This is a genomic window from Streptomyces sp. NRRL S-340 (assembly GCF_000720185.1).
In the GTDB taxonomy this organism is placed as follows: Bacteria; Actinomycetota; Actinomycetes; order Streptomycetales; family Streptomycetaceae; genus Streptomyces.
The window spans coordinates 1-402 of sequence record NZ_JOIY01000124.1; the positions used below are offsets into that span (position 1 = coordinate 1).

General features: G+C 59.5%; 1 rRNA gene. It reads left to right on the plus strand.

From position 1 onward, the window contains the following. A 16S ribosomal RNA gene (locus tag IG64_RS37230) occupies positions 1-89 on the plus strand; the annotation flags it as partial. Positions 90-402 lie beyond the last annotated feature (313 nt).

Genomic DNA, 402 nt, shown 5'->3' on the forward strand with positions numbered 1-402 from the left:
GGAGGGAGCTGTCGAAGGTGGGACTGGCGATTGGGACGAAGTCGTAACAAGGTAGCCGTACCGGAAGGTGCGGCTGGATCACCTCCTTTCTAAGGAGCACTTCTAAGCCGGGCTTGCCTGGTTCAGAGGCCAGTACATCAGCGAATGTCTGATGCTGGTTGCTCATGGGTGGAACGTTGACTACTCGGCACACTTCGGATGGATGAGAGCGCTAGTACTACTTCGGCGTGGAACGCGGATCTTGTCAGCGAGGAGTGTCGGGCACGCTGTTGGGTGTCTGAGGGCGCGGCCGTGAGGCTGGGTCTTCGGGATGCCGGCCCCAGTGCACTCGGGATGTTGTTCCCGGGGTGATGGGTGGTTGGTCGTTGTTTGAGAACTGCACAGTGGACGCGAGCATCTGTG